The sequence below is a fragment of the Aquimarina sp. RZ0 genome (genome assembly GCF_008370685.1).
Taxonomy (GTDB): Bacteria; Bacteroidota; Bacteroidia; order Flavobacteriales; family Flavobacteriaceae; genus Aquimarina.
This window is the reverse complement of the sequence record NZ_VTZU01000060.1, coordinates 1-23852: the sequence shown is the minus strand read 5'-3', so window position 1 is coordinate 23852 and position 23852 is coordinate 1. Positions and strand designations below refer to the sequence as shown.

The following is a 23852-nucleotide window of genomic DNA, read 5'->3' as shown; positions in this document are numbered from 1 at the left end:
GATATTTTTTATGTAAAAGCATTGCAATAACAATTACTACCTTATTCTGGATTTCGTTTGATAAGGTAGTGTAATTTCAGTAATAAATCTTGCCAAAATAGACTCATAGTATTACAAATATCGGAAATATTTCTATCTTTTAATAGAATGAAGTTTTAAAACCAAAAACCAATACTAAAAAACCACTCACCTTCTTCAAGTTCTGGAGAGTAGGAGTATTTTACCTGTACAGGCCCTGCAAAAGTTTCCAACCCGTATCCTATAGCATATCCAGAATATTCTGGAGATTCAAACCACCTTCCGTTTTCGAATAATTGATTCCCTACATTTGCATAATTTGCAGAAATATTGATATGATTTTTTCTGAAAACCTCATAATCAAATGTGCCCGCAGCTTTGACAAAACTATCTCCGACAATGCTTAAAAAATCATAGCCATAGAAAGGAATATTATTATTAATTATTTTTGTACCATATCCCCCGACAAAAAAATTGAGACTTCTTAAGCTTTCTTCTCCTATTCTTGCTCCGGCACTCAACTCGAAATTAAAGGAACTTTTATCAGTTATATTAAACGCATATCCAAAATTAGCTTTGGCAACCACAAAATTACTGTCTTGGCTATTTATATTATTGTCAAAAACATAATAATTGACGTTTCCATCAAATAAAAATCCTGAAGAAGGAAAATATTTATTATCATAGCTATCAAATCTCAGATAAGAAAAAGCACTCCAATAATCACTATTATCAAATACAATTCTGGGTAATTGATCTTCATCTTCTCCTATGGTTTCAGAAATAAGTCTAAATCTCCGATGTTCTGCTCCGATACCTAAAGAAAAAGTTTGTTTTAATAAGGTTTCCAGATAAAACTGGGTTTTGACATCCAGAAAATCAAGATTAATTTTATTAACTTCGATATCTGGTAGGCTGAAGTCTTCTCTCACGAGATTATAATCGACATTTCTATTAAATCTATTAAAACTATTTTTTAGACCAATACTCCAATAATATCCTTTGTCAATATAATAGTCAAAATTATATCTGATGTTATCACCTAGTGCTATATCAAATGAGAGTATATCGTTATTAAAAAGGAGGCTTTTTTTTGTAAAATTTATCAGTGCTGCCGTTTTATATAAGTCATCATAATGTAATGCAAATCTTAATAACATTGTATTTTTGGACTCTTTTAGATTAAGGACTAAAGATTTGGATTCTTCTTTACCTAATAAATGATGGCTTACTCTATCAAAATTTCCTGTGGCAGATAAGTTATTAATTCCCTCATAAAGTTTTTTGTATGAAGTTGTTTTTGGAGTCTTTAATTTTAGCTTTCCTTTGATATAAGATCTTGTATATCTTTGATTTCCTGAGACTATTAGATTTTTTATTCTAACTGTATCTACATCTTTTAATATGTTTATTTTTGGTTTGGTTTTTTTTTGACGCTTTTCGATTGCTTTCAATTTTTCATAACTGGCAAAAGCAGCTTTTTCTCCGTTGGCAATAATTTCGTCAGCTTTGTCAAAAGAGATCAATGAAAAATCGGTAATTGATGGTTTTATATATATATCCGTATCTGGCATCTTAGTTTTCATGGCGTTTATTGTCCTGAAATTACTGATTTGCAGCATAATATTAGTTGCAGAATTTAACTGTTCCCTTGGCAATAGACTGTCTTGTACATCAATACCTATAACAATTTCAGCCCCACGCTCTCTGATTTCTTTAATTGGGTAATTATTCGCCACACCACCATCGGTCATTAAAATTCCATTTAATTCGACAGGGCTAAAAATAGAAGGTAATGCTCCACTAGCAGAGACCGCTTCTGATAAATATCCTTTATCCAGTATAATTTGTTCTCCCGTGCTGATATTGGTAGCAACACAAAAAAAAGGAATTGGGAGTTTATTAAAATCTCTGATTTCGCTTACGTGAGCTGATAATCTGGAGAATTCATTATAGAAGTTTTGCCCTTTGGACAACCCTTGTGGTAAGCCTATTTTAAAATTATCAAAGGGTAATGTCAATGCATATTTCTCAGAATCTTCGCGTTCATAAAATGTTTTTACGCTTCTGGGCAAGTCATCCTGAATTAATTTATTAAAATCTACAGTTCTGAATATTGAATCCAGCTGTGTAGGGGTATATCCAGAAGCGTATAGTGAACCTACGATTGCCCCCATACTTGTCCCTCCTATATAATCTATTCTTACTCCGGCTTGTTCAATGATTTTTAGAGCACCAATATGAGCCAGCCCTTTAGCTCCGCCACCACTTAATACCAAACCGACTTTTATATCTTCATCAATACCAAGGCTGTTTGCGGATATTTGCGGTTCTTTTTTTTGTGAAAACAAGGTTATACAACTAAAAAATAAGCTAATGAATAGTAAAATGCTAAAATTTTTAGAAGTAGTATCCATATAATGGCTATTCTTTTTTAGAAAGATAATAATTATAAACTTTAGTTGCGCGAGAATCCCCTACTACTTCGATGAGCTCTTTTTTAGAAGCTTCACGTATTCTTTTTACGGATCTAAAATGTTTTAGTAATTCTACTACCGTTTTTTCACCAATTCCGGGAATTGTGTCCAGTTCAGTGTCTAGTGCTGCTTTACTTCTCTTTTGCCTATGAAATGTAATGCCAAAGCGATGGGCTTCATTTCTAAGATGCTGAATGATCTTTAAACTTTCAGATTTTTTATCCAAATATAGTGGTATTGAGTCTCCTGGATAAAAAATCTCTTCTAGCCTTTTTGCAATGCCAATAATAGTAATTTTACCTCTGAGGCCTAAGTCATCCAATGCTTTTAGCCCAGAAGATAACTGACCTTTACCACCATCAACAATTACTAATTGTGGCAGAGGCTGTTCTTCATCCAGTAATCGTTTGTAGCGACGATAGACAACTTCCTCCATAGAAGCAAAGTCATTAGGCCCTTCTACCGTTTTGATATTGAATTTTCGATATTCTTTTTTACTTGGTTTTCCATTCTTAAATACAACACAAGCAGCAACAGGATTCGTTCCTTGTATATTCGAATTATCAAAACATTCAATGTGTGTTGGTTCTTCTGGTAATCTAAGATCTTTTTTCATCTGCGCCATCAATCGTTTTACGTGCCGATCGGGGTCAATAATTTTGATCTGTTTAAACCGTTCTTGTCGATAATATTTAGCATTTCTGAGTGATAGATCCACAATCTTTTTTTTATCTCCCAGTTGCGGAATGGTAATTTTAAGACCTTCTCCCAGATCGATTGGGATCGGAACAAATATTTCTTTGGACATAGAACCAAATCGTTGTCTTAATTCGATAATAGCCAGCTCCAGTAGTTCTTTATCACTTTCTTCTAATTTCTTTTTAATTTCTGTGGTATGAGATCTGATAATCGCGCCATAAGAAAGCTGAAGAAAATTTACATATCCATAAGATTCATCAGAAATAATCGAAAAAACATCTACATTGCTGATTTTAGGATTGACTACAGTAGACTTAGCTTGATACTTTTCTAAGACCTCTATTTTTTCTTTAATTCTTTGTGCTTCTTCAAATTCCATTTTGACAGCATGCTCGGTCATCTTTTCTCTAAATTGATTCAAAGAATCCTTGAAATTACCTTTTACAATTTGGCGAATGGCTTCTATGTTTTCCTGGTATTCCTTTTCTTTCTGCAATCCTTCACAAGCTCCCTTACAATTCCCTATGTGATACTCAAGACAAACTTTGTATTTACCACTTTGTATTTTTTCCTGTGATAAGTCATAGGTACACGTTCTTAACTGGTATAAGCTTTTTATAAGATCGAGAAGCGTATTTACAGTTTTAAAATTCGTGTAAGGGCCAAAATATTCTGAGCCATCTTTGATAAGATTTCGAGTAGGAAATATTCTCGGAAACCGTTCTTTTTTAATACAAATCCAGGGATAAGTCTTATCATCCTTGAGCATTACATTAAAACGAGGTTGGTGCTTTTTAATTAAATTGTTTTCTAGAAGTAATGCATCCGTTTCAGTCTCTACTACAATATGTTTTATAGTATAGATTTTTTTTACTAAAACCTTTGTTTTGTAATTGTCATGATTCTTTGTAAAATAGGAGGTTACTCTTTTTTTAAGATTTTTTGCCTTACCTACATACAGTAATTTTTCATCCTTGTCATAATATTGGTATACGCCAGGACCGGATGGCAATGTTTTAAGTTGTATATCTAAGGAAAGTTTTTGCATATTGTAAGTGTAAATTTAATGTTTTGCCATAATTATTTAAATACATACTAGATTTAAATTATGTTAAAAATAATAGCGGGTTTTAACTATTAAAAAGTGTTATAATATAGAATACACTAGGTTTTTTACTACTTTAGTAGCCTTGTTGTTTTAATATTGTTTTTTGGAAAATCATAAGAAAATAATCGGAAGAACTGATAAAGTGGATTTCTCACTTTTGGATTTAAAAGGTATTGATGTTAAGGTTGATACCGGGGCATACACGTCTTCTATACACTGTAAAGAAATCAGAGAAGTGGGTGCGCTTCTGGAATGTCGATTTCTGGATCCAACACATCCGGAATATAATGGTAAAAAATTTACGTTTAAAAATTATGATATTACGGCAGTAAAAAGTAGTAATGGAGAAGTAGAAGTACGATATTCAATAAAAACAAAAATTACTGTATTTAATAAAACATACTCAATAACCCTTACCTTGTCTTCACGTGATGATATGCGATTTCCTGTACTAATTGGGCGTAAGTTTCTGAGCGGAAAATTTTTGGTAGACCCTCAATTAGAAAACCAATCTTATAACTTAAAATCCCAATGAATATTAAAATATTATCGCGTAGTGCAAGTTTATATTCTACTGATGCACTTGTTCAAGCGGCAGTAAAGCGTAATCATAATATACAGGTAATTGATCCGCTAAGTTGTGATATTGTAATTGAAAAGAAAAAACCAGAGATTTATTACCGAGGTAAAAAATTAGATCATGTGGATGCGGTGATTCCCAGGATTGGCTCATCTATTACTTTTTATGGAACAGCTGTGGTAAGGCAATTCGAGATGATGAATGTCTTTACAACTGTTCAATCTCAGGCATTGGTGCAGTCTAGAGATAAATTAAGGAGTCTACAGATTTTATCAAAAGCCGGATTGGGATTGCCTAAGACAGTTTTTACTAATTATTCTAAAGATGTATCAGAAGTTATATCACACGTAGGAGGAGCTCCACTAATTATTAAACTCTTAGAGGGAACTCAAGGGTTGGGAGTTGTTTTGGCTGAGACAAAAACAGCGGCAGAATCAGTATTAGAAGCCTTTAATGGATTACAAGCCAGAGTAATTGTACAAGAATATATCAAAGAAGCCAAAGGGGCAGATATTCGAGTACTTGTTGTAGACGGGCAAGTAGTAGGAGCGATGAAACGACAAGGAAAAGAAGGAGAATTTAGATCTAATCTTCATAGAGGAGGAAGTGCAGAAATTATTGAACTATCTGATGAAGAAGGGAATGCAGCGATAAAAGCTGTAAGAGCGCTTAAATTAGGAGTGGCTGGGGTCGATATGTTACAGAGTGAGCGTGGTCCTCTTATTCTGGAAGTAAATTCTTCACCAGGATTAGAAGGTATCCAAACAGCCACAGGAAAAGATATTGCAAAATCAATCATCCGCTTTATAGAAAGAAGTGTATAAAACCATATGGCAAAAAGAACTGAAAAAGATATATTAAATATTTTAGGCGAAGAATTACCTCTGGGATCCAGCAAGATAATAAATTTTAATATTGCTAAATTATATACTTCTACAAAGGTAGAAATTCCGATAATTATTGAACGATCAAAAAAAGCCGGTCCGACAGTTTTGATAACAGCAGGAATTCATGGTGATGAAATTAACGGAGTAGAAATTGTAAGACAAATTATTGCAAAAAAAATCAATAAACCAGCTAGAGGGAGTATTATCTGTATTCCTTTATTGAATGTATTTGGTTTTTTAAGCATGAATCGATTTTTTCCAGATGGTCGTGATCTCAATCGAGTATTTCCAGGCACTAAAAATGGATCACTTGCCAGTCGATTTGCCTATCAATTTGTTAATGAAATATTACCCGTAGCTGATTTATGTTTAGACTTTCATACAGGAGGAGGAAGCAGATTTAATGCTCCACATATACGATTGGATTTTAAGAATGAAAAGCAGATTGAATATGCCAAAATGTTTAATGCTCCTTTTACTATGTTTTCTAAAAACCTGGATGGCTCTTACCGTTCGACTTGCGCAAAAAAAGGAATAGATATTTTATTGTTTGAAGGAGGAAAATCTCAAAACAGTAATAGAGAAGTAGCTAGAGAAGGTGTACAAGGAACGATGCGGATATTGAATCATTTAGCAATGCTAAACCCGGAATTTACGATTCCAGCAAAATCAGAAAATAGTATATTCATAAAAAAAAGCTTTTGGATACGAGCAAAATATAGTGGCTTATTACATATAAAAATCCCCATAGGGAAAAGTGTAGAAAAAGGTGAAATTCTTGCTACTATAACCGATCCATACGGAAAAATGAGACACGAGGTTAAAGCTACCAATAAAGGATATATTATTAATCTAAACGAAGCACCCATTGTATATAAAGGAGATGCTATTTTTCATATTACCAAAGAATTAGTTTGATTTAGCGTGAACAAAAAAAACTTAAGAAAGAAGTATAAAGAATTACGAGCTCAATTTAATGAAGATACAATTGAAGATCTAAGTATGGATATTGCCAATAACTTACTTCAATTACCTATATGGGAACGATCATTTTATCATATTTTTTTAAGTATTGAAAAACAAAAAGAAATTAATACAGAATTTGTGCTTCATATTCTTCAGGGAAAAGATAAAAACATAGTTGTATCAAAGAGTAATTTTGAGAATAGCACATTAGAACACTTTTTACTTACCGATACTACAGTACTTCGCATGAATTCTTTGGGAATTCCTGAACCCGCAGATGGTATTCCGATTTCTGAGCAGATGATAGAAGTGGTATTCATACCTCTATTAGCATTTGATGTACAAGGTAACAGAGTAGGGTATGGTAAAGGTTTTTATGATAAATTTTTGGCTAATTGCACTGCAGAAACTATCAAAATTGGTCTTTCATTTTTTAAAGCAGAACAGGAAATAGATGAAATTTCACCAACAGATATCTGCCTGGACTACTGCATTACTCCATTTGATATCTATGAGTTTAAGAAATAGTTAACATTTTTTGTATTCAAAAAGAGTTTGCACTATATTCGGATTTTAAATTTATACACTACCCCGTATGCCCCAAAGTATTTGCATCATTGATGATGATACAATTTATATTAATTTAGTTAGCAAAATTATAGAAATAAAGAAGCTTTCAGAAAATGTTTTAGTCTTTCATAATGGTAGAGAGGCATTGGATTTTTTTATATATTCTATAGAAAACACTGAAAATGATGCGATCCCTCAGGTTATACTTCTAGATCTTAATATGCCTGTTATGGATGGTTGGGAATTTCTTCAGGAGTTTAGAAAAATAAGAAAACAAATTAACAGTAATATTGAGCTGTATGTTGTAAGTTCCTCTATAGATAACCGAGATATTAACAGAGCAAAATCTATAGATGTTGTATCTGATTATCTAACAAAACCTATTAAACTGGATGATTTTGAAAGAATTCTGGTATAATAGAAAACATCTTATTTATTTTTTGGGAATGCTTTTTTATTAAAAACTAACAGCAAGAATACTCCAATACTAATGGCAGAATCTGCAATGTTGAATACGGGATCAAAGAAAGAAAAATGTTTTCCACCCCAGAAAGGAATCCATTCTGGCAGAATGTCATCATAGAATGTAAATTGAATCATATCTACTACTTTGCCATAAAATATGGTCTCATAACCTCCACCTTCTGGCAAGAATTCTGCAATTTGTGTAACGGTACTCGCACTAAATAAGATTCCATATAATAAGGAATCTATAATATTACCAAATGCTCCGGCAAAAATCAAAGCGATACAAAATGTTAGTATAGCCGCACTATTTTTACGAACTGAATCATATAACCAATACCCAATACCTGTAATAGCAATCAGTCTAAACAAAGTAAGAATGAGCTTGCCATAGTTGCCAGGAAGCTCAAACCCCCAAGCCATTCCCTTGTTTTCTACAAAAATAATACGAAACCAACCAAATACCGGAACTTCATCATGAAGTGAAAAATGAGTTTTGATATAAATTTTAGAAATCTGGTCTATCAGTAGTACTAAGATTATTATTAAAATAGATTTCTTAAGAGACATAAGTAATATTTACAAATTTTAGTATATTTTCTGACGCACAAAAATAGTGTTTTATTTTGTTTTGGAAAGACTTATATTTTTACTTATCATCTTGAACACTATTTGATATTTTCTGAAATAGTTTCCACCTTTGATCCCGAAACATTAGATACACTAATACTAATGATACGATTTACGGATTTTTATTTCGAATAAAATGCATCCAAATAATGTTTATTTCCTATAATAGATTTTATAATTTCTTGACTCATATTTTCCACAAACTCTTTTAACCAGTCTTCTAATACCAATAATTTTCTTTAACCCATGCTGGAGCATTAACATAACTCTCAAACCCTCCAAAGCTATCATACGATTTATAACTAAAAATTTCGCATCTAATGACATTCTTTTTCTACTATATTTTCTTCATAAAATGAAACAATAGCTATGGCTATTCTTTAATTTGATTCATCAATCTAGCGAAAAATCCTTGCCATTATTTTTACGAAATTCTCACCCGTAAATCGTATAACACGGTTTCAATCCCTTCGTTTTTATAAACTTTTAACCACAATTCTATGCTACAAACATTATAACCTAAATGACTCGCTAAATCTGATTGTGTTTTGAAAGTCTTTTCTTTATATGAAGTAATGACTGTACTGTATGTAATCGTAAAATATTTTTGGAATTTGATTCCTTACGAATCAAGGAACGGAGTTGCGGAGAAGACTCTGAGACTTCAACTGATAAATGCTTACACATACGTAAATATTCGAAAAATTATTTTGCAAAGGGTATTACACAAAGTGAATTATTACATACCAAAAATCCAAAAAAAATAGCCTAATGAAATCTATTAGGCTATAATTTAAGAGTGATCGGACAAAAAAAATCTATTCTAAAACAAGCCGATGAAATGATAAGGGCTAACCAAATAGATATTTTTCAAATCGAACTCAGTTATTTTATTAGATAAAAGAATTACTTCATTAGCCTAGAACCAATGGTTATTAACTTTCATCGAACCTCTGTTTGCATTCCTAGCAACAGGTCTTACTATATGATTATTTATTCTATTAAAATTAGAATTAGCTATAATTACATTCCCACTTCCAATTCGTAATGTACAAGAAGCTAAATGTCTTGATCTAATTCTAATGGATTCGACATTAAAATTAGCTCTTCCTGGAATATTAATTTCACGTGGTTGAATGTCTCTAAATCCAAAACGCAATACTATTCGGAAAACTTTTTGTCTAAAATTTTCAGTTCCAAATAATTCAATAGCTACACGGTTCTTTCTTCTTCTTTTAGCGTCATCTTGAGATTCTTCTTCCATTGCAATTTTATCTTCTAATGCAAACTGCTCATCCAACACTTTCTGATGTATATTGTATTTTTCTTTACTATCATAGAGGTAAAACTCTTTCTCCATAAAATCAGGATACTCAATATGATTCTGAAAATAAAATTCAGCGTTCTCAACCTTTTCCTGTAGAACTTGGTTATTTGCGACTTCCTCTCTAGTAAATTTCTTGTCCTTATATATAAGTGTGGTAAAATCGACCTCAGAATTTAAACTGTTAGGATCAACGGATTGAATTTCACTATTGCTGAGAGTGTCAGTAATATTTTCCTTTTCACAAGATGTTACCATAACTGCTAACATAATAATAATAAATTTAAATTTTGACATGTTCGTGATTTTAAGTTAAATAAAAGTTAAATCGAAGATTTTAAATTTTGTTTAGAGCATGTTTAAAAACAATGCAAACTGATTGTCAGTAGTTTGGTGTTCTGACGACACTTCAAATCGACGACATATCGAGATATGTTGTTTATTTGAAGTAAAGTCAAGGTTGTCAAAGTAATGACCAGCAGGCAGAAGGGTTTTTAAACATACTCTTAGCATTAAAAACGGTTATTTACGTGCACTTAAACAACAACTATAATAAAAAACCAACAATTAATACGATTTGTGATTAAAAAATTCGTATAAATTCATTGAATTATTTTTTCTTTATGCAAGGCAAAAAAATCAAGCATAGCTATAGCTACGGTTTATTTTTTAAACGAAGTAGAAAGGAAAAAGAAACGATGAATATGCGAAATTTTTAGTTATAAATCGTATAAAATCTCTCTCTATTATATATATAAACAGTTTCTTTGGGTTCCCCCCTACTTATTTTCTTGATTTTAATAGTTTTAGTCTTGAAAATAGCACTTTCAAAAATGAGCGCACTGATTTTACTGGGTTTATTGCTTTTATATAAAAAAGGAGAAAAATGGTATTTTATCCAACTCATAGGAGCTATTCTCCTATTTGTATTATCACTATTAATGATGAAAGAAAAATTTTATCACGTAGTACAACTCTTTGAGCATACATTTCAATTTGGAACACTTGCTTTACTCGATAATCGAGATTTAAATGCTCCGAGGCTTGCCTCGAAATCGAAATGATTTTTTTCTAATAAACGCCTAGTGGGCTTGCCCCGAGGTAGTTTACTATTTTTTTTCCATCACTTCAACTGGCTCATTACGATTGTGCTGCCCTGCCTTTGACTAGCAAAAAATAATCCAACCTATTTACACGAAATACTTATTCACAAATCGTATTATCCTCGAATTAATACATGAAAGAGTAATATAAATCTCTTCTTATAATCAGAAGCTGTAAATGGAAGAAAAACTTGACTAGATGCTATATGTTGTTAATGTAGAGTAAATCAAAATTTTATAAACGATAGAATATAAACGAATGACGCTATTTCAAAATTAAAATAATAGTACTCCCAAACTATGATCAAATACTTTTATATGCACTTTACAACTCAGACTAACAACTCTGTAATTTTGCTCACTTGTTTTATTATTTACCCACTTCACGCACAATAATATATTAAAAAAAACCTTTATGTAGATGGTGATTACTTTTTGTAATGAATCATAAACAGTTTGCTGTATTATTAATGATAGCTGAGTTTTCCTGGCAAAATGATTTCTATTAGTTCTTTGCCTACGCTATTCAAGTTTTGTGTATGCCAAGGTAGATAGTGTACTACCTAGAAAAATCATTTGGAGACATTAGAATATTTTTTTGATGATATATTCTGAGTAAGGATATAGAAACCGCGCTAGTTACAAAGATATAAGAATTTGTAACTATCAAATAATTCCAATACGGTCTGTAAATTGTGATATAAGTATGAAAACAAGGTTTTTAAACTTAAAAAAATAGGGTAAAAAAGTTTAGCGATTTTTTAAAAAATAATGCTAATTAATTGGTTATGAATGCATTTTGTTTGTTTTTGAAACTTCTATCAAATGATGTTTAATGAAAAAAAAGATAGGTCAGTTTGCAAAAAAGAGAATTTTGAATTGATTTTTAAAGCACACTCTAAAGTTTTGCGAAATTATATATATTATAAATGTGGTGATATAAATCTTGCTGAAGATATAGTCCAGGAATCTTTTATCAAGTTATGGGAAAATTGTAAAAAAGTAGATTATGACAATGCTCTTTTTTTCTTGAAAAGTGTTGCCAAAAATATATTTTTAAATAGTGTAAAGCATCAGAAAGTTGTTTTGCATTATAAAAACACAAGCAAAAAAAATAATACAGATATAGTGAGTCCTGATTTTGTGCTAGAACAACAAGAATTTTATCAAAAAGTAAAAAAAGTTATCGCTGACCTTCCCGAAAAAGAAAGAGAAGTATTTTTATTGAATAGAATTGATAAGATAAAGTATAGGGAAATCGCCATACTATTAGATATTTCTCTTAAAACAGTAGAAAAAAGAATGCATAATGCTCTGGTAGTGATAAGAGAAAAAATAGGGAAAATTTAATCTTTAATTTTTGAAATTATAATTTATCCAAAAATATCCAGAAAAAACATAGGGTTTTTGAAAATTTAGTTGTTTGTAAATTATAGGACTGTTTAAAAAAATGAAAAATATTGATGACAGATTTTTAGCTAGGTGGATAGCCAATGAACTTACTGAAGAAGAAAAAACAGAATTCGAAAACTCAGATCAGTATCGGGAATATTGTGAAATCATTGATATCACAAATGATCTTGATACCCCAGAGTACAAAGAAGATGATCTATTTTTTAAGATAGAAGAAAAAACATTTAAAAAAGAAAAAGTAAGAAAATTAAGGTATTCGTACGCATATGCTGCTGCAATTTTGGTATTATTTGGGTTGTTTTATTTTTATAAAACACAAGACCCTACGTACACCACAAGTTACGGGGAGCAGTTAGTTGTTGCATTGCCAGATGGTTCAGAAGCGTTGCTGAATGCTAATTCTTCATTGACAGTTGATGCCAATTGGGAGAAGCAAAGAAGATTGCATTTACAAGGCGAAGCATATTTTAAAGTAACTAAGGGATCTACCTTTATAGTCAATACTCCAGAAGGAAGTGTAACGGTTATAGGAACACAGTTTAATGTAAATAGCAGTACCGATTTTTTTGAAGTAAAATGTTATTCCGGAAAAGTAAATGTCACCAATACTAATGATAAAAATGTAATGCTGACAAAAGGAAATGCCGTCAGAACCATTGCAGATACCAGTAAAACCTGGGATTTTAATACTCAAAACGCATTTTGGACATCTGGAGTTATGTCTTTTGAAGAAACTCCTTTCCTAAAAGTACTTTTAGCATTAAAAAATCAATTTCAAATACAAATTGAAAACGAAGATAAATACAAGAATGAACGATTTTCTGGTAGTTTTTCTAATGCTAATTTAGAAGAAGCTGTCAAAATATTATTTACCGCGATGGAAATAGACTACCATATTAAAGATAAAACTATTATTATCAAATAATTCTGAATGCGAAAATTTTACTTATTATATGTTTTTTTTTCGTATTCATCCTTTGTTTTTCCACAGCAAGAATCAGAACAGCCTCTTGCCGTAGTTTTGAATCTTATTCAGAAAGATTATGGCATATTTATTTCATATAATTCTAAAATTGTTGCCGATAAGCAAGTAACAATTGATTTTACACAAAAAGATTTAAAAAAAATTCTTTCAGTAATTGAAAAACAAACGACTTTGATTTTTTTAGAAATCAAAAAAGACAGTTATGTTTTGAGAAGAAAATCAAATCAGTTCAAAAAAATTTGCGGATACCTTTTTGATTCAAAAACAAAATTGCCCATAGCCAATGCATATGTTACCGTTATAGATTCTAATAAAGGAATAAATACCACTGCATCTGGTTTTTTTGAGCTTTCTGATATTTCTATAGACAAAAAAATAAAAATGCAATTATTGGGATATATCCCTAAGGAGATTCGTGTGAAAGATTTAAAAAAATCCCATTGTAAAAATATTTATTTAGAGAAGATTATAGTTACGCTGGATCAAATAATTATTAAAGGTTATTTAACCGATGGGGTTTCTAAAAACAGGGATGGTTCTATAAAAATCAACCCAGATAAAATCGAGATATTACCAGGAGTTGAGAATTCTGATATATTACAAAGCTTACAATTAATACCAGGTATTCAGAGCCCAGATGAAACAGCAACGGGATTAAATATCAGAGGAGGAACTGTTGATCAAAACCTGATATTATGGGATGGAATTAAAATGTATCAAAATGATCATTTTTTTGGTATGATATCGGCAATAAATTCACAGGTTGTAGAGGAAGTGGAGATATATAGAAATGGAGCTCCAACAAAATATGGGAATCATTTATCAGGTGTAATAGATATAAAATCAGATTCTAAAATTCCTAAAAAAACAGAGACCGGACTAGGTGTAAATATGTTGTACGGAGATATGTATACCAAGGTACCATTGTCTAAAAAAACAGCAGTTTTCTTGTCTCTGAGAAGATCCTATGCAGATATTCTGGAAACGGAGACCTTTGATAAGTTTTCTGAACATATTTTGCAAAACACAAGAATAATCACAGATAATGTTATTAATGAAGCAATAGATAATTCTAATTCTAAAACCAATAATACTTTTTATTTTATCGATTTTACTACCAAAGTATTATCTAAAGTAAATGAGACAAATACGCTGTCATTTAGTACGATCTATTTTAATAATAATTTAAATTTTATTTCAAAACTAGAAGAAATTGATCAACGCACAGATGATTTGTTACGCACAGAAAATTTGGGGTTAAATGGTACCTGGAAAAAAAATTGGAGTTCCAGGCTGACGTCCAACTTTAAAATCAATATGTCAAAATATTCATTCAGGTATAATGGTAAAGAACTGACTGTTGATTTTTTTGAGCGTGAAATATTTAAGGAAAATTACATAACAGAATTTAATTTTGATCTTTTTACCCAGTATAATTTAAATACTTCGCATCAATTCGTAAACGGGATAAGCTACAGTTTTATAGATCTATTTTATAATATATCAGATACATCAGATTTTGAGTTTGAAGATGATTTATCTATTCAATCCAATTTTACAGACAGTTCCATCATATCGCTTTATAATGATTATTATTTTGTCTCTCCAAAATGGAAACTTACTATTGGATTAAGAACTGATTATTTTCCCAGATTGTCTAAAGCGTATGCGCAACCAAAAATTAATCTGGAAACAAAAATCAATGATCTTATACGGCTTAATATATCAACAGAACTACGATACCAGTCCATTAATCAGATTACAGAGTTCAAAACCGAGAATTTTGGGTTAGAAAGTCAGGTCTGGAGCAATGGAGGTGGTGCAGAAACTTCGATATTAAAAGGTAAGCAAATTAGTATTGGAGCAAATTACAGCAAAAACAATTGGTTTATAGATGCCGAAACGTATTATAAAAAAAATGAGAACCTATCATCGCTCATGAATGGTTTCAATAGAGAAACCGATCGATTGTTGATTGGAGACCGTTCTGTTTATGGATTGGATATATTATTAAAAAAAAGATTTCGTAATTTTTATAGCTTGATAAGTTATTCATTGACAGAAAATAGATTTATATTCCCTAGCCTGAATAACGGGCAATCATTCTCTGGAAATTTTGATATTAGACATTATTTTTCCTTTATTAATTCATATAGTTATAAAAATATAAAAGTTGCCCTTGCCTGGAAATATAGAACAGCCCGACCTTATACTCGGGCTTTAGGTTTAATAGGAGATAATGCAGATAATATCAGCATAAATTATGGAGAAATTAATGCTGATCGTTTAAGTGATTATCATAGACTTGATTTTTCTATTAATTATACGGCAAGAATATTTAAAAATGTAAGTGCAACCTATGGATTCTCTCTAGTGAATGTTTACAATCAAAAAAATATTTTGAATAGAACATATAGGGCAGTATTAAATAGCGATGAAGCATTTTTTCAGCTTAGGGAAAAGAATAGATTTTCACTCGGTAGAGCACCCAATTTTTCTGTAAGGGTTAAGTTTTAATAAACGGATTCTTGTTTTACCTGACAATCGATATGTAAAGGAGGCTTGTCTCGAAATCGAAATATTTTTTTCTAATAAATGCCTCGTGGGATTGCCACGAGGTAGTTTACTTTTTTTCTTCATAATAGCATGGCGAACTCATCCAATGGAGTGATTTTGAGTTGGGAAATTTTGACTTTTGCACCTTGATTCTTAGGGAAACTTTATATAGTAATTGTATTTTTTGAAACAAAATTTATTTTTTAAAATACTGAATTACAGTTTTTTATTTATTTTTTTAAATAAAAGTATAAAAAAACATAGGGTTTTTTAGTAATGAATTGTGTATATAATGTGTTGCAACACAAAGACAATTTATAAACAATAAAACTAAATTAAAAATGAAAAATTTATTAAAAGTATACATAATAGTATTCATCGCTGTTTTAGCAGTGTCCTGTACCAAAGACAATGATGAAGTCGCTCCAGAAGCAACTTCTGAAAACTCTAATAGTTTGAAGACTGAGTTAGCTAAATATTTAGAGATTAAATCAATAAATGAAGAAGCAACATTGATTGATATTGCATATGGATCAGAAGATTGTTTTTCAATTAACTATCCTGTTTCATTTGCACTAGGAGATAGTGGTGATACAGAATCAGTAGCGAATGATGAAGATTTTATCGCTTTATTCAATTCAGATGTTACTTTCTTAGAAATTAATTATCCTATAAATGCTACATTAGAAGATGGCGCACAAAAAGTATTGAATTCTGAAGAGGAGTACTATGTACAGGAAGATGTGTGTGCTGAGGAAGCATTAGAATCAGAAGAATAGTAAATAAATTTTTAGAATATTGATGATAGAGGATGAGTCATGTATCATATTCTATAGATGTGATATAAGATATACTCAATAATCTGGAAACAATAATCAGGAGTTGGATATGTAAATATAGCCCTGTTTTGATCAGGGCTGTATTTGCATATCTGTTTCAAAAAATGCTTATATCATTTTTCCATTTTATTCCAGTAAATTCAAAGGGCAAATGGTAGTATTACTTTCTCAGAAAGATGCTTCCGCTAATAGTTTTTAAATGTAAATTACTTTTTGCATTCCCAAAAGTCCCTGTTACCTTACTGCCTACCATACTATTTTTACTACGATCAAATTCCATTTCTTTATCAGAGTAAATTAAACCAGAAATAGTTTCTGCTGATAGTCTTGATTGAGAAATATTGATATCAATATCACCACTAATGGTTTTCAGATCAAGCTTGCCTCCATATTTTTTAATGTCAATATCTCCGCTTATAATATCTACCTCCAGATTTCCAATATAATTCTCTGATGTTACATTGCCAGAGATACTTTTTACTCTTAATTGAGCTGTTTTAGGTATATATAAGGTATAGAAACTCTCTATATTAGTATGATCACATGGATCCCATTTTTGCTTGCTTCCCCAATCTTTTTTTCGTTTTTTGAATAGGTCGCCATAGTCTGATTCTATTTCTAGAATTGATGAGGTATTATCGATTTTCAGATTGAAATACTCATCAAATTCTCCATTATTAATGCTTGCTTCAGCTTTGATATATACTTCATCTTTATCCCAGGTTTTTAAAATAATTTGTTCAGCGAATTTAAACTCCACCAGAATTTGATTTGCAGAAGTACTCAACTCTTTTTCAATTATTTTCTGAGCATTAATCTGAAAAGTTAAAAAAAATACTACGATTAGTTGTGCTAAAATTTTCATGATGTTGATTGTTTTTGATTGATGTTTGACCTCTTACTTTTTTCTTAAATATATACTTCCTGTAGAAGAACGTAATGTAATATCTACGCCTCCGTTATTGAGCTTAGTGGATATAGACCTTTTACCGCCTATAATTTTCATATTGTTTTTTGCCTCTTCAGGAAATTTTATATCAAAATCTGTATAGATTTCTCCCATAGCAGTTTTTAAGTTGAGATTGGCAGGAGTACTAGAAGGCATACTGACATCTACATCTCCGGTAGAAGAGACTATGGATATAGGAGAGGATTGGCTTATTGTATTAAAGATTATATTAATCTCTCCGGTAGAACTTTTGGCAACAATAGGACCAGTAACGTCTTTGATTATGATATGACCAACATTTGTTTTTGCTTCTATTTCTGATGAGAACCCAGCAATGTTGACACTACCAATCCGGGTATTTTCTATAAGGATATTTACACTTTTTGATACAAAAATATCTAAATGAGGGCCGTGTATATTTCTGAGATTAGTAACTGTTAAGACATCTCCTTCTCTTTCTACAGATACTCCAAGTCCGGTATTATCAGACCCACCGGAATATACGGCTTTAAGTCCTTTTGCTTTTTCGGGAGTTTTGATGTGTTCCCCACCTATGATACGTAGATCATTCTTATTGTGGGCTTTTAGAGTTACTTCTGTGGCAGAATATATTTTAACTTTTTTAATGCCTTGTAAGGATTTAGTATAATCCTGAGCTGATATCTGACTAAGCGATATGAACAATATGGTTACTATTATTATATTTTTCATGAGTATTCGTTTTTTGATTTTTAAATTAATTTTGGAAGATCAATCTTTACCTGATCTTTTACATACTTTAATGTTTCTTCTTTCTGAAGTAATTTTTCCATAGGAGGAACTGCGCGTTTTTCCTGAATGGACACTAATATTTGAATTAATTCTAATTGCATATCTGGATCTTGTTCCATATCCAGTGCATTTATAAATGCTTTACGTATCATTTCTAAATCTGAGAATTTAGCTAATGCTTCTGCTGCAGCTAGTCGCACGTTGATATGATTGTCATAATGCATTTTATTTATTAAAGCATTCAAAATATCATTTCCCGGGTTTTTGAATTCCTCTGCATAGTTTACAGCTTGTAAACGTTTGCTTGCAGATTCATTTTCTATCATAGCCATGGTCATTTGTTGCTTTAATTGTATTTTTTCTTTTTTGAGTACTGCTAATTTTTCAATTGCAGTAGCATCATTTTGATATTTTCCATAGAAGAAACTACAGATAATCAATGCGATGGTAGCAGCAAATTGTAGTGCTGTCTTCCAATATTTTTTAGATTCCTGATGTAATGTTACTAATTTGGTATCGCTAAGAAGTGCTTTTTCTTTTTCCAGCATTTTATCAAAGTTGATTTTCAGATCTTGATCAGGAAACTCCTGAGGAGTATCGTTAATAGCTAAAAAAATATTCTTTAGCTCTTCTGCTTCTTTGGTACAATTTTTACATCCTCTAATATGCTTATGTATATCCCGAAGTGTTTTTTCATCCAGTGTACGATCTATATAATCGATCAATTGATTTCTTATCTCATTACAGTCCATGATATCTTTATATATTTTGAAAGTAATTACTCTTTAGTTTATGTATTGCTCTATGGATTTTTGTTTTTACCGCTCCGGGGGTAGAACCTATGATCTCAGCTATTTCTTGATATTTAATCCCTTGATACCTATTCATGATTATTAATTCTTTATCACTTTGAGCAAGGGTAAGTAATGCACGATTTAATTGCTCTGTAATTTCTTGATTTTCTATGCTATTATGTTCACTTTCCTTAATTTTATATGTGACATTATCTAATCTTTCATCTTTGTGTTTGTTGTTTTGATAATGATCAGCAAACGTATTTCTGGCTATTGTATAAATCCAGGAAGAAAATTTACCTTTTTTATACGATTTTCTATACTTTATAACTTTATAGAACACTTCTTGAGTGATATCCTGACTGCTATTGCGATCTCGAGTCATTTTTATTAGAAAATTAAATATCTTATTATGATATCTATCAAATAAAACACCCATCATATCCAAATTTCCTTCAGATACCAGAATCATTACTTCCTCATCAGTTAAATTTTTCAAGATGCATTCTTTTTGGTTACGCTCTATTACTAATACCTGAATTTTAAAAAAAGGTTACATATAGAAATAAAAAAAGTGCTTCCCGATAAGGAAAGCACTTTAAATGTACAATATTTTATAGTTGTTAACTTTGCATATTTTTAGCTTCGATACTTAATGTAGCGTGAGGAACGAGCTTTAATCTTTCTGGATTAATTAGCTTTCCAGTAACACGACATATACCGTACGTTTTGTTTTCGATACGTAAAAGTGCATTTTTTAAATCACGCACAAACTTCTCTTGTCTAATAGCAAGTTGTGTATTTGCTTCTTTAGACATGGTTTCGCTGCCTTCTTCAAAAGCTTTAAATGTGGGAGAGGTATCATCTGTACCATTATTACCATCATTTTTGTAAGCACTTTGTAATAATTCTAAATCTTTGTTTGCTTTTTCAACTTTTTCAAGGATAATCTCCTTGAATGTTGCTAAATCAGCGTCGCTGTACCTTACTTTTACATCTTCTGCCATACTCTTATTGTTTTTTAATTACCAATTGGGTTGCAATGTCGTCAAACGCAATTTCTGTTCCATTTATTACATCTGTTGCAAATTCAATTGTTTCGGTTAAGGTTTCATTCTTGATGTATGTTTCATTAGTTACAATCGCTTCTCGTACAATTTTATTTTCCTGAAAAACAACTCCAATTCGATCAGTCACTTCTAATCCGCTATCCTTACGCATATTCTGGATTCGATTTACAAGTTCTCTGGCAATACCTTCTTTTTTAAGTTCTGGGGTTATGGTTATATCCAGTGCTACTGTAAGAGATCCCGAATTAGCAACTAACCAACCCTCAATATCCTGAGAACTGATTTCTACATCATCGGTATCTAAAGTAATAATTTTATCATTAATTTCTATATCAAAATTCCCAGTTTGCTCAAGAATTTTAATTGTTTCTTGATTAAAAGACTGTATCTTACTGGTTATCAGTTTCATATCTTTCCCAAAACGAGGGCCTAAATTTTTGAAATTAGGTTTAATTTGTTTTACTAAGATACCAGATGCATCATCAATAAGTTCAATTTCTTTAACATTTATTTCACTCTTTATCAGTGCAGCAATGTCATTGATTTCAGATTCTTCGGCACTATCCAGAATAGGTATCATAATGCGCTGCAGTGGCTGGCGAACTTTTATTTTCTCTTTTTGGCGTAATGAAAGTGCCAAAGAGCATATGGTTTGTGCTTTTTGCATCTTCTGCTCTAATTCTTTGTCTACACATGAAGCATCATATTCCGGGAAGTTTGATAAATGAACACTTTCAAAGTTTTCTTTTCCAGAATTAGACACGAGGTCTTTATACAATCGATCCATAAAAAATGGTGAAACAGGAGCTCCTAATTTTGCTACGGTGAGCATACAAGTATATAATGTCTGATAGGCAGAAATTTTATCCTGCTGATAATCTCCTTTCCAAAACCTCCTTCTGCTCAGGCGAACAAACCAGTTGCTTAGGTTTTCCTGAACAAAATCAGAAATTGCTCTGGTAGCTTTGGTTGGTTCGTACTCATTATAGCATTGATCTACATTTTTAATTAATGTATGTAATTCGCTGAGAATCCATCGATCAATCTCTGGACGTTCAGCCAATGGAATATCAGTTTCTGTATATAAGAAATTATCAATGTTAGCGTACAATGTAAAAAAGGAATATGTATTATATAATGTGCCAAAAAACTTGCGACGTACTTCTGCAATTCCCTCTGCATCAAATTTTAGGTTATCCCAGGGGTTTGCATTGCTAATCATATACCACCTGGTAGCATCAGGTCCGTATGTTTTTAAAGTTTCGAATGGATCAGCTGCATTACCCAATCGTTTAGACATTTTTTGCCCATTTTTATCTAATACCAGACCATTAGATACTACATTTTTGTATGCTACATCATCAAAAATCATAGTTCCGATAGCATGTAAGGTATAGAACCACCCACGGGTTTGATCTACTCCTTCAGCAATAAAATCAGCTTTTTTCTCCCCGGATTCTACTTTTTCTTTATTTTCAAAAGGATAATGCCATTGTGCATATGGCATAGAGCCAGAGTCAAACCAAACATCAATAAGATCAGTTTCACGTTTCATAGGCTTACCAGAATCAGAAACTAAAGTGATTTTATCTACTACATTTTTATGAAGATCTATTTTGTCATAGTTTTCTTCACTCATATCACCAACAATAAAATCAGCAAAAATATCAGCTTCCAGAATGCCTGCATCTACGGCTTTTTTCATTTCAGCTTTCAATTCTTCTACTGATCCTATGATAATCTCTTCTTTACCATCTTCTGTGCGCCATATCGGTAATGGAATTCCCCAGAAACGTGATCTGGATAAGTTCCAGTCATTAGCATTGGCGAGCCAATTGCCGAAACGACCTTCTCCAGTGGATTTTGGTTTCCAATTAATACCTAAATTAAGTTCGTGCATGCGATCCTTAAAGTCTGTAACTTTAATAAACCATGAGTCTAATGGGTAATAGAGTACAGGTTTATCTGTACGCCAGCAGTTCGGGTAACTATGTACATATTTTTCTACTTTAAAAGCTTTATTTTCTATCTTTAGTTTGATAGCAATTTCTACATCCACAGATTTCTCTGGAGCTTCACCATCATCATAATATTCATTTTTTACATATTTGCCTCCCAGTTCTCCTAATTCTTCTATGAATTTACCTTGCAGGTCTACTGTAGGTACTAAGTTTTCATTCTTGTCAAGTACTAGTAATGCTGGAACTTCTGGTTTTGCCTGTTTTGCTACAAAGGCATCATCTGCACCAAATGTTGGAGAAGTATGTACAATACCGGTTCCATCTTCTGTGGTTACAAAATCACCAGAAATTACTCTAAATGCATTTTCTGGAGTGTGGTATGGTTGTACATACTCCAGTAATTGTTCATATCTTGATTCTACAAGATCGATCCCTTTAAATTCCTTTAGAACGAGATAAGGAATTTTCTTGTCACCTTCTTTAAAAGAATCAAGCATTTCTTTATTTTCTGCTAAAATAAATTTTCCGGAAAATTGCTTTCCTACCAGATTTTTAGCAAGAATCACCTGAATAGGTTCAAACGTATATTGATTAAATGTTTTTATTAATACATACTCAATCTTTGGTCCAACAGTTAATGCCGTATTAGAAGGTAATGTCCAGGGAGTGGTTGTCCAGGCTAAGAAATAAATAGCACCTGTTACATCTGCAAAAAATGATGGTAGTGTTTCTTTTATGGCTTTAAACTGAGCAACAACGGTAGTATCTGTAACATCCTGATAGGTTCCTGGTTGATTCAATTCATGAGAACTAAGTCCAGTTCCAGCTTTGGGAGAATAAGGCTGAATAGTATACCCTTTGTATAATAAATTTTTATTATAAATCTGCTTCAATAACCACCATACCGTTTCCATATATTTGGCCTTATAAGTAACATACGGATCTTCCATATCCACCCAGTACCCGATTTTTTCTGTAAGATCATTCCAGATATCTGTATAACGCATTACCGCTTTTTTACAAGCTTCGTTATATTCTTCTACGGTAATTTTTTTGCCGATGTCTTCTTTTGTGATGCCTAATTCTTTCTCGACTCCTAATTCTACAGGAAGTCCGTGCGTATCCCATCCAGCTTTACGCTTTACTTGATAACCTTTTTGAGTTTTATAACGACAAAAGATATCTTTAATAGCACGAGCCATTACGTGGTGAATTCCTGGCAATCCATTTGCAGATGGTGGTCCTTCAAAAAAGACAAAAGGAGTTGCACCTTCTCGCTCAGAAATACTCTTTTCGAAAATATTATTCTGCTGCCAGAATTCTAGTATATCGTCTGCCACTTTTGGCAAGTCAAGTCCTTTGTATTCAGGAAACTTAGTGCTCATTGGATCGTTCTTTCTGTTAAGTCTGCGAAAATAAGGATTTTCTATAAAAATGTCGAGGGATTACAGCTAATAATCCGTTTACTTAAATCAGTGTTTTCAAAAATATTTTTTTTATTTCATTTTTTTTGATAACAAATGTATGATAGCTGACACTATAATATAATTTCACAAATGAAGGTTACCTCTAAAATTAATTTATTTTTAATCAAATAGTTATAGTATTTTACTGACTAAACACAGGTGAGATGAATAGTTACAAACGCACAGGAACAACTTCTTTATTTTCAGAAAGTTATCGATTA

General features: G+C 31.6%; 20 protein-coding genes. 10 read left to right on the top strand and 10 right to left on the bottom strand.

The genetic code is table 11. The features are described from left to right. Positions 1–155: 155 nt before the first annotated feature. Positions 156–2435, bottom strand: a complete 2280-nt coding sequence (locus F0000_RS20050; RefSeq protein ID WP_149626509.1) for a patatin-like phospholipase family protein — start codon at positions 2433–2435, stop codon at positions 156–158. A 7-nt stretch (positions 2436–2442) separates the two neighbouring features. Continuing rightward, positions 2443–4242, bottom strand: coding sequence for an excinuclease ABC subunit UvrC (gene uvrC / locus F0000_RS20045; RefSeq protein WP_149626508.1), 1800 nt, complete (start codon positions 4240–4242; stop codon positions 2443–2445). Positions 4243–4405: 163 nt separating this feature from the next. On the opposite strand from uvrC, the gene F0000_RS20040 reads away from it, so the two are divergent. The 5 genes from F0000_RS20040 to F0000_RS20020 all read left to right on the top strand — a co-directional run bounded on the left by F0000_RS20040 (position 4406) and on the right by F0000_RS20020 (position 7723). Continuing rightward, positions 4406–4837 (top strand): RimK/LysX family protein, encoded by a 432-nt coding sequence (locus tag F0000_RS20040; protein WP_149626507.1) that lies wholly within the window; start codon positions 4406–4408, stop codon positions 4835–4837. Then, positions 4834–5706, top strand: a complete 873-nt coding sequence (rimK, locus tag F0000_RS20035; protein WP_149626506.1) for a 30S ribosomal protein S6--L-glutamate ligase — start codon at positions 4834–4836, stop codon at positions 5704–5706. The genes F0000_RS20040 and rimK overlap by 4 nt, the downstream gene beginning before the upstream one ends. 6 nt (positions 5707–5712) lie before the next feature. Then, complete coding sequence (locus F0000_RS20030) at positions 5713–6687, top strand: succinylglutamate desuccinylase/aspartoacylase family protein (protein WP_149626505.1); 975 nt, start codon at positions 5713–5715, stop codon at positions 6685–6687. A gap of 6 nt (positions 6688–6693) precedes the next feature. Further along, positions 6694–7263, top strand: coding sequence for a 5-formyltetrahydrofolate cyclo-ligase (locus F0000_RS20025; RefSeq protein WP_149626504.1), 570 nt, complete (start codon positions 6694–6696; stop codon positions 7261–7263). Between the two features lie 67 nt (positions 7264–7330). Next, a complete protein-coding gene (locus F0000_RS20020; RefSeq protein ID WP_149626503.1) occupies positions 7331–7723 on the top strand; it encodes a response regulator in 393 nt (130 codons plus the stop codon). 11 nt (positions 7724–7734) lie between these two features. Here F0000_RS20020 and F0000_RS20015 read toward each other — a convergent pair whose 3' ends face one another. Both F0000_RS20015 and F0000_RS20010 read right to left on the bottom strand, forming a co-directional pair. After that, positions 7735–8340 carry a lipoprotein signal peptidase gene (locus F0000_RS20015; protein WP_149626502.1) on the bottom strand — a complete coding sequence of 202 codons (606 nt, stop codon included), beginning with the start codon at positions 8338–8340 and terminating at the stop codon, positions 7735–7737. 979 nt (positions 8341–9319) lie between these two features. Further along, complete coding sequence (locus F0000_RS20010) at positions 9320–10021, bottom strand: hypothetical protein (protein ID WP_149626501.1); 702 nt, start codon at positions 10019–10021, stop codon at positions 9320–9322. Positions 10022–10536: 515 nt separating this feature from the next. Between F0000_RS20010 and F0000_RS20005 the strand changes: the two genes are divergently transcribed. The 5 genes from F0000_RS20005 (at position 10537) to F0000_RS19985 (ending at position 16560) form a co-directional block, all read left to right on the top strand. Continuing rightward, positions 10537–10788 (top strand): hypothetical protein, encoded by a 252-nt coding sequence (locus tag F0000_RS20005; RefSeq protein WP_149626500.1) that lies wholly within the window; start codon positions 10537–10539, stop codon positions 10786–10788. A gap of 867 nt (positions 10789–11655) precedes the next feature. Beyond that, positions 11656–12177 carry an RNA polymerase sigma factor gene (locus F0000_RS20000; RefSeq protein ID WP_149626499.1) on the top strand — a complete coding sequence of 174 codons (522 nt, stop codon included), beginning with the start codon at positions 11656–11658 and terminating at the stop codon, positions 12175–12177. Positions 12178–12277: 100 nt separating this feature from the next. Next, the gene (locus F0000_RS19995; protein ID WP_149626498.1) at positions 12278–13165 is read left to right on the top strand and encodes a FecR family protein; all 888 of its coding nucleotides are present in this window, start codon (positions 12278–12280) and stop codon (positions 13163–13165) included. A 6-nt stretch (positions 13166–13171) separates the two neighbouring features. Continuing rightward, positions 13172–15742 (top strand): TonB-dependent receptor plug domain-containing protein, encoded by a 2571-nt coding sequence (locus tag F0000_RS19990; RefSeq protein WP_149626497.1) that lies wholly within the window; start codon positions 13172–13174, stop codon positions 15740–15742. 380 nt (positions 15743–16122) lie between these two features. Continuing rightward, positions 16123–16560 (top strand): hypothetical protein, encoded by a 438-nt coding sequence (locus F0000_RS19985; RefSeq protein WP_149626496.1) that lies wholly within the window; start codon positions 16123–16125, stop codon positions 16558–16560. 220 nt (positions 16561–16780) lie between these two features. Here the strand turns inward: F0000_RS19985 and F0000_RS19980 are convergent, their stop codons facing one another. From F0000_RS19980 to ileS, 6 genes are all read right to left on the bottom strand, one after another. Then, the gene (locus F0000_RS19980) at positions 16781–17485 is read right to left on the bottom strand and encodes a DUF4097 family beta strand repeat-containing protein (protein WP_149626495.1); all 705 of its coding nucleotides are present in this window, start codon (positions 17483–17485) and stop codon (positions 16781–16783) included. Between the two features lie 33 nt (positions 17486–17518). Further along, the gene (locus tag F0000_RS19975; protein ID WP_149626494.1) at positions 17519–18280 is read right to left on the bottom strand and encodes a DUF4097 family beta strand repeat-containing protein; all 762 of its coding nucleotides are present in this window, start codon (positions 18278–18280) and stop codon (positions 17519–17521) included. A gap of 20 nt (positions 18281–18300) precedes the next feature. Next, positions 18301–19092, bottom strand: a complete 792-nt coding sequence (locus F0000_RS19970) for a zf-HC2 domain-containing protein (protein ID WP_149626527.1) — start codon at positions 19090–19092, stop codon at positions 18301–18303. A gap of 7 nt (positions 19093–19099) precedes the next feature. After that, complete coding sequence (locus tag F0000_RS19965) at positions 19100–19633, bottom strand: RNA polymerase sigma factor (RefSeq protein ID WP_149626493.1); 534 nt, start codon at positions 19631–19633, stop codon at positions 19100–19102. Between the two features lie 124 nt (positions 19634–19757). Continuing rightward, positions 19758–20141 (bottom strand): TraR/DksA C4-type zinc finger protein, encoded by a 384-nt coding sequence (locus F0000_RS19960; protein ID WP_149626492.1) that lies wholly within the window; start codon positions 20139–20141, stop codon positions 19758–19760. 4 nt (positions 20142–20145) lie between these two features. Then, positions 20146–23550 (bottom strand): isoleucine--tRNA ligase, encoded by a 3405-nt coding sequence (gene ileS / locus F0000_RS19955; protein WP_149626491.1) that lies wholly within the window; start codon positions 23548–23550, stop codon positions 20146–20148. Positions 23551–23852: the final 302 nt, after the last annotated feature.

Bases quoted from the DNA above. Each gene is read 5' to 3' on its own strand.
- F0000_RS20050 (WP_149626509.1), bottom strand. From the start codon at position 2,435: ATGGATACTACTTCTAAAAATTTTAGCATTTTACTATTCATTAGCTTA.
- uvrC (WP_149626508.1), bottom strand. From the start codon at position 4,242: ATGCAAAAACTTTCCTTAGATATACAACTTAAAACATTGCCATCCGGT.
- rimK (WP_149626506.1), top strand. From the start codon at position 4,834: ATGAATATTAAAATATTATCGCGTAGTGCAAGTTTATATTCTACTGAT.
- F0000_RS20030 (WP_149626505.1), top strand. From the start codon at position 5,713: ATGGCAAAAAGAACTGAAAAAGATATATTAAATATTTTAGGCGAAGAA.
- F0000_RS20020 (WP_149626503.1), top strand. From the start codon at position 7,331: ATGCCCCAAAGTATTTGCATCATTGATGATGATACAATTTATATTAAT.
- F0000_RS20015 (WP_149626502.1), bottom strand. From the start codon at position 8,340: ATGTCTCTTAAGAAATCTATTTTAATAATAATCTTAGTACTACTGATA.
- F0000_RS20010 (WP_149626501.1), bottom strand. From the start codon at position 10,021: ATGTCAAAATTTAAATTTATTATTATTATGTTAGCAGTTATGGTAACA.
- F0000_RS20000 (WP_149626499.1), top strand. From the start codon at position 11,656: ATGTTTAATGAAAAAAAAGATAGGTCAGTTTGCAAAAAAGAGAATTTT.
- F0000_RS19995 (WP_149626498.1), top strand. From the start codon at position 12,278: ATGAAAAATATTGATGACAGATTTTTAGCTAGGTGGATAGCCAATGAA.
- F0000_RS19990 (WP_149626497.1), top strand. From the start codon at position 13,172: ATGCGAAAATTTTACTTATTATATGTTTTTTTTTCGTATTCATCCTTT.
- F0000_RS19985 (WP_149626496.1), top strand. From the start codon at position 16,123: ATGAAAAATTTATTAAAAGTATACATAATAGTATTCATCGCTGTTTTA.
- F0000_RS19980 (WP_149626495.1), bottom strand. From the start codon at position 17,485: ATGAAAATTTTAGCACAACTAATCGTAGTATTTTTTTTAACTTTTCAG.
- F0000_RS19975 (WP_149626494.1), bottom strand. From the start codon at position 18,280: ATGAAAAATATAATAATAGTAACCATATTGTTCATATCGCTTAGTCAG.
- F0000_RS19970 (WP_149626527.1), bottom strand. From the start codon at position 19,092: ATGGACTGTAATGAGATAAGAAATCAATTGATCGATTATATAGATCGT.
- F0000_RS19960 (WP_149626492.1), bottom strand. From the start codon at position 20,141: ATGGCAGAAGATGTAAAAGTAAGGTACAGCGACGCTGATTTAGCAACA.
- ileS (WP_149626491.1), bottom strand. From the start codon at position 23,550: ATGAGCACTAAGTTTCCTGAATACAAAGGACTTGACTTGCCAAAAGTG.